8 protein-coding genes and 1 pseudogene are annotated in these 9,570 nt (G+C 60.5%); all 9 read left to right on the top strand.

Going from position 1 to position 9,570, the window contains the following annotated elements:
• Nucleotides 1–156: pseudogene (locus tag EOA22_RS15235) on the top strand (Lrp/AsnC family transcriptional regulator); the annotation flags it as partial.
• Between the two features lie 171 nt (nucleotides 157–327).
• Nucleotides 328–1,740: a circularly permuted type 2 ATP-grasp protein gene (locus tag EOA22_RS15230; RefSeq protein WP_024503502.1), complete on the top strand. Its 1,413-nt coding sequence runs from the start codon at nucleotides 328–330 to the stop codon at nucleotides 1,738–1,740.
• A gap of 133 nt (nucleotides 1,741–1,873) precedes the next feature.
• Nucleotides 1,874–2,815, top strand: a complete 942-nt coding sequence (locus tag EOA22_RS15225; protein ID WP_024503501.1) for an alpha-E domain-containing protein — start codon at nucleotides 1,874–1,876, stop codon at nucleotides 2,813–2,815.
• Nucleotides 2,816–2,900: 85 nt separating this feature from the next.
• Nucleotides 2,901–3,695, top strand: coding sequence for a transglutaminase family protein (locus tag EOA22_RS15220; protein ID WP_063167943.1), 795 nt, complete (start codon nucleotides 2,901–2,903; stop codon nucleotides 3,693–3,695).
• Between the two features lie 132 nt (nucleotides 3,696–3,827).
• Nucleotides 3,828–4,559: a peptidase gene (locus EOA22_RS15215; RefSeq protein WP_013531816.1), complete on the top strand. Its 732-nt coding sequence runs from the start codon at nucleotides 3,828–3,830 to the stop codon at nucleotides 4,557–4,559.
• Between the two features lie 100 nt (nucleotides 4,560–4,659).
• Nucleotides 4,660–6,069 (top strand): aspartate aminotransferase family protein, encoded by a 1,410-nt coding sequence (locus EOA22_RS15210; protein ID WP_063167944.1) that lies wholly within the window; start codon nucleotides 4,660–4,662, stop codon nucleotides 6,067–6,069.
• A gap of 78 nt (nucleotides 6,070–6,147) precedes the next feature.
• The gene (locus tag EOA22_RS15205) at nucleotides 6,148–6,915 is read left to right on the top strand and encodes a DeoR/GlpR family DNA-binding transcription regulator (RefSeq protein ID WP_013531814.1); all 768 of its coding nucleotides are present in this window, start codon (nucleotides 6,148–6,150) and stop codon (nucleotides 6,913–6,915) included.
• Between the two features lie 126 nt (nucleotides 6,916–7,041).
• Nucleotides 7,042–8,568 carry a glycerol-3-phosphate dehydrogenase gene (glpD, locus tag EOA22_RS15200; protein WP_013531813.1) on the top strand — a complete coding sequence of 509 codons (1,527 nt, stop codon included), beginning with the start codon at nucleotides 7,042–7,044 and terminating at the stop codon, nucleotides 8,566–8,568.
• A gap of 42 nt (nucleotides 8,569–8,610) precedes the next feature.
• Nucleotides 8,611–9,570 (top strand): ABC transporter ATP-binding protein (locus EOA22_RS15195; protein WP_164755458.1); only part of this gene is annotated, 960 nt, incomplete at its 3' end.

Below are 9,570 nucleotides of genomic sequence, written 5' to 3'. Positions count from 1 at the left end.
GCCTAGAAAATCTACTCCACCGCCGGCAACTACGATCTGCTCGCCAAATTCTATGTCGACGACGAGGAAGACGTCGGCCATTTCGTCAACGAAAAGGTGCAGATTCTCCCCGGCATCAAGGACACGTTCACCGTCGTCACGTTCCGTGCTTTCTAGCCGGTAAACGCATTTGCCCGGGCACGAGGCAAAGGCTGATCAAGGTCATATTTCAGCTGCCTCAATTTTAGGCAGGCGCAACATACTGATCGCCCGTATCTCCCAAATCACCGATTGCGCTTGATTTTCTCCGGCGACGCCAGTGAAATGGCGTCACAGGGGAGTATGCGATTGGCAGCGTTCGATGAAATGCTTCCGGAAGTCTCCGGATTGAGAAGACCGTATTCGGCGTATGATCGCTGGCTGAAGGAGCAGGATCCAGCCAGGCTGACCGAGAAGATGCAGGACGCTGAACGCGTCTTCCGCAAGACCGGCATCACCTTCGCCGTCTATGGTGAGCAAGAAGCCTCCGAGCGGCTGATCCCGTTCGACATCGTTCCCCGCATCATTTCAGGCAATGAATGGCGGCGCCTCACGCAGGGCATCGAGCAGCGCGTGCAGGCGCTGAACGCCTTCCTCGACGACATCTACCATCGCCAGGAAATCCTGCGGGCAGGGCGCGTACCCAGGGAATTGATCGCCAGGAATGAGGCATTCCTGCCGGAGATGATCGGGGTCAGGCCGCCGGCCGGCGTCTATACCCACATCATCGGCGTCGACATCGTCCGCATCTCGGAGGACGAGTTCTACGTGCTGGAGGACAATGCGCGCACGCCGTCCGGCGTCTCCTACATGCTGGAGAACCGCGAGACGATGATGCAGCTGTTCCCCGAGCTGTTCCAGAAGATCAAGGTGCGGCCGGTGGAAAACTACCCGCAGCTTCTGCGCCAGTCGCTGGCGGCGGTGCGGCCGCAAAGCACCAAAGGTGCGCCGACCATTGCGGTGCTGACGCCCGGCAGCTTCAATTCCGCCTATTTCGAACACGCCTTCCTTGCCGACCAGATGGGCGTGCAACTGGTCGAAGGCCAGGACCTGCGCGTGGTCGACGGCCATGTCGCCATGCGCACGACGGAAGGCTACAAGCAGATCGATGTGCTCTACCGCCGCGTCGATGATTCTTTCCTCGACCCGCTGACGTTCCGTCCGGATTCCGCTCTCGGCATACCCGGCATCATGGATGTCTATCGCGCCGGCAACATCACCATCGCCAATGCGCCGGGCACCGGCATAGCCGACGACAAGGCGATCTATTCCTACATGCCCGAGATCATCGAGTTCTACACCGGTCGCAAGGCAATCCTGGGCAACATTCCGACCTGGCGCTGCTCGGAGCCCGACAGCCTGAAATACGTGCTCGAACACATCGACGAGCTGGTGATCAAGGAAGTGCACGGTTCCGGCGGCTACGGCATGCTGGTCGGGCCTGCGGCAACCAAGAAGGAATGCGAGACCTTCGCCAAGAAGTTGGCGGCCAAGCCATCGAATTATATTGCCCAGCCGACGCTGGCGCTGTCGACATGCCCGATCCTGACGGAAAAAGGGCTGGCGCCGCGCCACGTCGATCTCAGGCCCTATGTGCTGGTCTCCGACCGCATCCAGATCGTGCCTGGGGGCCTCACACGCGTCGCGTTGAAGGAAGGTTCGCTGGTTGTGAACTCGTCGCAGGGCGGCGGGACGAAAGATACTTGGGTGTTGGATGATTGAGACGAGTGAGTAGGGAATAGTCAGTAGTCAGTAGCGGAAATAGAGGGACAGGAAATGCCATATTTCATTGAGATTCAATTGCTTAATATTCACTGCTCACTATTCGCTACTCACTAGCCCGAAGGGCCACTTCATGCTTTTAGGCCGCACCGCAAACGGGCTCTATTGGATGAACCGCTATATCGAGCGGGCGGAAAACATGGCGCGCTTGGTCGATGCCGGCCTGCGCATGGCGCTGACCCGCACCCAAAGCGCCTCGGAAGAGTGGAATTCGGTGCTGCTCAGCGCTGGTTCCGACGTCACCTTCAGCCAGAAATATTCCGACTATACCGCCGCCAATGTCGCCGACTTCCTGTTGCGCGACACGTCGAACCCATCGAGCACGATGTCGTCCATCGAGACAGCCCGCAACAATGCCCGCATGGTGCGCACCGCGCTGACGCGCGAGACCTGGGAAAGCATCAACGAAGCCTGGATGGCGCTGAAGCGGATGCTGGCCAAGCCGATCGACGAGCGCGACCTGCCAAGCGTGCTCGACGCCATCAAGCGCGAGACGGCGCTGATCCGCGGCTCGTTCTACGGCACCATGCTGCGCAACGAGATCTTCGACTTCTCGCAACTCGGCACTTACGTCGAGCGCGCCGACAACACGGCGCGCATCCTCGACGTGAAATATTATGTGCTGCTGCCGTCGATCTCCTGGGTTGGCTCGACGCTCGACAATTATCAGTGGGAATCGATCCTGCGTTCGGTCTCGGCGCATCGCTCCTATCGCTGGGTCTACGATGCTGATTACAAGCCGACCAACATTGCCGACTATCTGATCCTCAATGTCCGCATGCCGCGTTCGCTGATGTTCTGCTATCGCTTCCTGTCGGAGCATCTGAAATTCCTCGGCGACGATTACGGCGAGCGCCATGCCTGCCACGCAACGGCCGAGAAGACGCAGACAATGCTGAGAGCCGGGTCGATCAAGGATATCTTCGATACCGGGCTGCATGAATTCCTGGCCAATTTCATTCGCGACAACACCAAGCTGGGCGACGAAATCGCACAAGATTATCGGTTCAATTGAGCATGGTCCCGAAAGGTGGAGCCGGTTTTCTTAGACAAACGGAAACCGTTTGTCCGGAGATCGCGCTCACAAACGGAATAGAAGCATGCGGCTGAAGATTACCCACCGAACTGAGTACCGTTACGATACGCCGGTGCACTATCTGTTGCAGCGGCTGCGGCTGCTTCCAGTCAGCGGGTCGACGCAGACCGTTCTGTCCTGGGCTCTGGCGATCGAAGGCGCGCGCGAAGAGGTCCGCTTTGTCGACCATTTCGGCAACGACACAAGGCTGTTGAGCGTCGAGGGCGAGCGCGACTTCATCACGGTGGAGGCGTCGGGCGAAGTGGTGACGCGCGACACCGCGGGCGTCTCGGGGCCACACCAGGGCTTCACGCCGCTCTGGCTGTACAGCCATGAGACACCATTGACGGTGATCGGCAGCGGTATCCGCGAACTCGCCGCATCGGTTGGCAAGGGCAGCGACATCGAACGGCTGCACCGGCTGACGGCTGTCATCGGAGAGCGCGTCGCCTACACGCCCGGCACGACCAATGCGACGACGCCGGCGGAGGAAGCCTTGGCGCTCAAGACCGGGGTCTGCCAGGATCATACCCATATCTTTGCCGCCGCCGCCCGTGCCATGGGCTTTCCGGCCCGCTATGTCAGCGGCTATCTGATGCTGGATGCGACGGTCGAGCAGGCGGCCAGCCATGCCTGGGCCGAAGCGCATGTTTCGGGTCTCGGCTGGGTTGCCTTCGATGCCGCCAATGGCATCTCGCCCGACGAGCGCTATGTAAAGGTGGCGACGGGCCGCGATTACCGCGACGCCACGCCGGTGTCGGGAATTCGGCTGGGACAGGCGGAAGAACAGCTTGCGGTCACCGTCACGGTGGAGCAGTAATCCTCCGCAAGATTGCTGCCGAGCGGTTCATCGTTTCAAGGAACCCCGAACCGCTCTATCCCTTTGTTTTAACGCAATTCCGGACGGAAAACCGCTTCACACTTTTCCTGGAATTGCTCTAGAAGAGATTCCATGACCTATTGCGTTGGCCTGAAGATCGATCGCGGGCTCGTGTTCATGTCCGACACGCGCACCAATGCAGGCATGGATTCCATCTCCACCTTTCGCAAGATGCATGTCTGGGAAGAGCCGGGCGAACGCGTCATCGTTTTGATGTCGGCGGGCAATCTGGCGACGACGCAGGCCGTGGTCAGCCTGCTTGACGAGCGCACCAAGGCAATCTCCGAAAGACATTCCACACTGCTCGAAACGCCGTCGATGTACCAAACGGTCCGCATTGTTGGCGACACGGTCAAGGAGGTCATCGCCAATTCGTCACCCGCTGGCGAGAAGGCGGATTCCTATTTCAATGCGTCCTTCATCCTCGGCGGTCAGATCAAGGGCAGCGAGCCGCGCCTGTTCATGATCTATCCCGAAGGCAATTTCATCGAATCGACCGATGACACGCCGTTCTTCCAGATAGGCGAGACCAAATACGGCAAGCCGATCATCATCCGCGCCTACGAAAAGACGATGAGCCTCGCCGAGACGGTGAAGCTGCTTTTGGTGTCGTTCGATTCGACGTTGAAGTCGAACCTGTCTGTCGGCTTGCCGCTCGACCTGCTCTTCCTGGAGAAGGACGCTTTCAAGGTCGGATTGAAGAAGCGGATCGGCCAGGACGACCAGTATTACCGCACGATCTCCGATGGCTGGTCGAATGCGCTGAAGACGGCTTTTGCCAGCCTGCCGGATTTCCCTGGCTAAGGCGTGCGGCATCTCTTGCTGGTTGCATATATTTCACGCGTTAATTAATAAGAGACCAACCGCGACGGATGGTAGCGATGGATCATGTCGGGAGGACAGGATGAACAATGATGATTTCCGGCAATGGTCGCGGCGCGCCGCCGACTGGGGCGTTGACTATCGCAACAATCTGCGCGACCGCCCCGTGCGGCCACTGGTAGAACCCGGCGCCATTTCTAGAAGCATCGAGGTTTCGCCGCCCGAAGACGCCGAACCGATGGACCGGATCTTCGCCGATTTCGAAGAGAAGATCCTGCCGGGAATGACCCATTGGCAGCATCCGCGCTTCTTCGCCTATTTCCCGGCCAATGCGGCGCCGGTTTCGGTGGTGGCGGAATATCTGGTTTCGGCGATGGCCGCGCAATGCATGCTGTGGCAGACGTCGCCGGCGGCGACCGAACTCGAAACGCGCACCGTCGACTGGATGCGCCAGGCGCTCGGTCTGCCGGAAGGCTTCTCGGGCGTAATCCAGGATTCAGCCTCATCGGCGACGTTGGCCGCGGTGCTGACCATGCGCGAACGGGCACTCGACTGGCAAGGCAACAAACAGGGCCTGGCAGGGCAGGCGCGGCTGCGCATCTACTCCTCCGACCAGGTGCACACGTCGATCGACCGGGCGATCTGGGTGTCCGGCATCGGCGAGGACAATCTCGTGCGCATTCCCGTCAGCGGCCGCTTTCGCGCCATGGACACGGCCGCGCTCGAGGCGGCAATCGTCGCCGACCGGGAAGCCGGCATGCTGCCGGCGGGCATCATCGCTTGCGTCGGCGGCACCAGCACTGGCGGCACCGACGACATTGCTGCGGTTGCCGAGGTGGCACGGCGGCATGGGCTTTATCTCCATGTCGATGCCGCCTGGGCGGGATCGGCGATGATCTGTCCGGAATATCGGCATTTCTGGACAGGCGTCGAAGGCGCCGATTCGATCGTTTTCAATCCGCACAAATGGCTGGGCGCTCAGTTCGACTGCTCGATCCAGTTCCTGCGCGACCCTGAAAGCCATGTCAGGACGCTGGCCATCAAGCCGGATTATCTGAAGACGCACGGTCATGACGGCATCATCAACTATTCCGAATGGTCGGTACCGCTCGGCAGGCGATTTCGCGCGTTGAAATTATGGTTCCTGCTGCGCGCCCATGGCCTGGAACGCCTGCGCACGATGATCCGCAATCATGTCGCGTGGAGCGAAGGGCTGGCGGCGCGGCTGGCAAGGGAGCCGGATTTCCAGATCGTCAGCGAACCGATGCTGTCGTTGTTCTCGTTCCGGCACAAGACCGCAACCGACGGGGACGAGCACAATCTGCGCCTTGTCAATGCGATCAACGACGATGGCCGCATCTACCTGACGCAGACGAAGGTTGATGGACTGATCGCAATCCGGTTCCAGGTCGGACAGTTCGAGGCGACCGCCGCCGATGTCGAAACGGCTTTTGTGGTGATTACTGAAATCGCACGTGGCCTGGGTCGCTGATTTCGTTAGCCGGCTTATGCCTTTTCATCGGTTTCGTTTTCGACTATAGACAAGAAAAACGAAAACGGGAGGTTGCCCATGTATCTGTCGCCGCGCCATGCCGAGATTATCCAGATGGCCAAGGATCACGGCCGCGTGCTGGTCGATGATCTGGCCAACCACTTCAATGTGACGCCGCAGACCATACGCAAGGACCTCAACGATTTGTGCGATCAGCGGCTGCTCTCGCGCATCCATGGCGGCGCGCTGTACCCCTCCGGCATCGAGAACATGGAGTATGAGGCGAGACGCAAGATTGCCGCCGACGAGAAGGAGGCGATCGGCCGTGCGGCAGCCAGGCTGATCCCCGACAACGCCTCGCTGTTCATCAACATCGGCACCACGACCGAGTCGGTCAGCAAGGCGTTGCTCGATCACAACGGTCTCATGGTCATCACCAATAACATCAATGTTGCCAATAGGATGCGGATATATCCGTCGATCGAAGTGGTGATCGCCGGTGGTGTCGTGCGCGGTTCCGATGGCGGTGTGGTCGGCGAGGCGGCGGTCGATTTCATTAGGCAGTTCAAGGTCGATTACGCGGTGATCGGCGCATCCGCCATCGACCATGACGGGGCCTTGCTCGACTTCGATTTTCGCGAGGTCAAGGTGGCGCAGGCGATCATCGCCAATGCAAGGCATGTCATCCTGGTTTCCGACCAGACCAAATTCGAGCGAACCGCACCGGTGCGCATCGGCCATCTGTCGCAGGTCAACACCTTCATCACCGACCGCTGCGACATCCCCTCGGTGCGCAAGATCTGCCAGGAGGCCGAGGTTCAGCTGATCGAGACGTCGCTCGCCTAGGCGGTTTTCAGCTGATATCACGCGCCCGTGATATTTCGTTTGACATTCGTTATCATTTCGAAATAATTCCGACACGGTTTCGTAAAAGCCCAAAAATGGTGCAATGCGAAATCGCTGGAGGAATTTGTGGACGCATCTCCGATCCGTGACATTTTCGTCATAGGCGGCGGCATCAATGGCTGCGGTATCGCCCGCGACGCCGTCGGGCGTGGCTTTTCCGTCTTTCTCGCCGAGATGAACGACCTCGCCAGCGGGACCTCCTCGGGCTCGACCAAATTGATCCATGGCGGCCTGCGCTACCTCGAATTCTACGAATTCCGCTTGGTGCGCGAAGCGCTGATGGAGCGCGAGGTTCTGTGGAAGAACGCGCCGCACATCATCTGGCCGATGCGCTTCGTGCTGCCCTATGCCAAGGGCCTGCGCCCGGCCTGGCTGATCAGGCTCGGTCTCTTCCTCTACGACCACATTGGCGGGCGCAAATTGCTGCCGGCGACCCGGACGCTGGACATGGCCAGGGATCCGGCCGGCAAGCCTTTGAAGCCGCTATTCAAGAAGGCCTTCGAATACTCGGATGGCTGGGTCAATGACGCGCGGCTGGTGGCGCTGAACGCACGTGATGCCGCCGACCGCGGCGCAACGGTCCGCACCCGCACGAAAGTGACCGGCGCGCGCCGCGAAAACGGCTTGTGGACGGTCCAGGTCGAGGATCTGCAGACCGGCGAGACCGAGGAGATCAAGGCGCGCCTGCTGGTCAATGCCGCTGGACCCTGGGTCGATCATGTGCTTTCCGGCGTCGTCGGCCTCAACGATGTGCACAATGTCCGCCTCGTGCAGGGCAGCCACATCGTCATCGCCAGGAAGTTCGACGATCCGCGCGCCTATTTCTTCCAGAACAGGGATGGTCGCATCATCTTCGCCATTCCCTACGAAGAAGAGTTCACCCTGATCGGCACCACGGACCAGGATTACCCCGGCGATCCGCATGACGTGAGGATCAGCGACACCGAGATCGACTACCTCTGCGCCGCGGCAAGCGAATATTTCGCTGAAGCCGTCAAGCGTTCGGACATCGTCTGGACCTATTCGGCCGTCCGTCCGCTCTATGATGACGGAGCCTCCAAGGCGCAGGAAGCGACGCGCGACTATGTGCTCAAGGCCGATGGCGGCGAGGGCGCCGCCCCGATCGTCAACGCCTTTGGCGGCAAGATCACCACCTATCGCCGGCTGTCGGAATCGATGCTGGAAAAGATCGAGGGTTTTCTGGGTAAACGCGGCAAGCCGTGGACGGCAAACGCGCCGTTGCCGGGCGGCGATTTCCCGGCCACCGGTTTCGATGCCGAAGTGGCGAAACTGAAGACCGCCTATCCGTTCCTCGACGCGCGCCTGGCTCGCCGGCTGACCCGGCTCTACGGCACCCGCGCAAGGATGCTGTTGGGGCTGGCCAAATCGAACGTCGATCTCGGCCGCAACTTCGGCGCCGATCTCTACGAGGCCGAGGTGCGCTATCTCGTTCAAAACGAATGGGCCGTCACATCGGAAGATGTATTGTGGCGCCGTACCAAGCGCGGTCTGCATCTCAGCCGCGAGCAGGTGGCGGCTCTCGATGAATTCATGCACGGCATAAGCCGGCGCCATGTCGCGGCTGCCGAATGAAGAGGGGTTTGAGCTGATGCGGAAGGCCTGGGAGGAGGCGTCATGCTGGAACTGAGAAACGTCACCAAGACGGTCGGTGCGGTCGCGCATATAAGCGATGTGTCGCTGACGCTCCAGCACGGCTCGCTCAATGTCCTGCTCGGACCGACGCTATCCGGCAAGACCAGCCTGATGCGGCTGATGGCCGGCCTCGACGTGCCGACCTCCGGTTCGATCTGGTTCGACGGCCAGAATGTCACCGGCGTGCCGGTGCAGAAGCGCAAGATCGCCATGGTCTACCAGCAGTTCATCAACTATCCGGCGATGACCGTCTATGAGAACATCGCCTCGCCGCTCAGGGTGGCGGGAACCGATCAGGCGAAGATCGACAAGGAAGTGCGCCATGCCGCAGCACTTCTCAAGCTGACGCCCTATCTCGACCGCACGCCGCTGAGCCTGTCCGGTGGCCAGCAGCAGCGCACCGCACTGGCGCGCGCCATCGTCAAGAACGCCAGCCTGGTGCTGCTCGACGAACCGCTCGCCAATCTCGACTACAAATTGCGCGAGGAACTGCGCGCCGAATTGCCCAGGATCTTCGCCGCCGCCGGCACCATCTTCGTCTACGCCACGACCGAGCCGCACGAAGCGCTGCTGCTCGGCGGCAACACGGCGACGCTTTCCGAAGGGCGCATCACCCAGTTCGGACCGACCATCGACGTGTTCCGCAAACCGGTCGATCTGGTGACGGCCAAGACTTTCGCCGACCCGCCGCTCAACACCATCGTGCTGGCCAAGAAAGGTGGGGATTTCCTGCTCGAGGGTGGGGTCAAACTGCCGGTGCCCGCCGATCTCGCCGGCATTGCCGATGCCATGTACACGGTCGGTTTTCAGCCGCATCACCTGTCGCTCGATCAGCCCAATGCCGCCGCTGTGCCGGTGCGCGCCAAGGTGACGATCACCGAGATCACCGGCTCGGAAAGCTTCATCCATCTCGATTTCGCGGACGCGCGCTGGGTCATGCTG

The sequence above is a fragment of the Mesorhizobium sp. M7A.F.Ca.US.014.04.1.1 genome, assembly GCF_003998745.1.
Taxonomy (GTDB): Bacteria; Pseudomonadota; Alphaproteobacteria; order Rhizobiales; family Rhizobiaceae; genus Mesorhizobium; species Mesorhizobium ciceri.
Note: the sequence above shows the minus strand (reverse complement) of the source record. Positions and strands in the feature narration are given on the sequence as shown.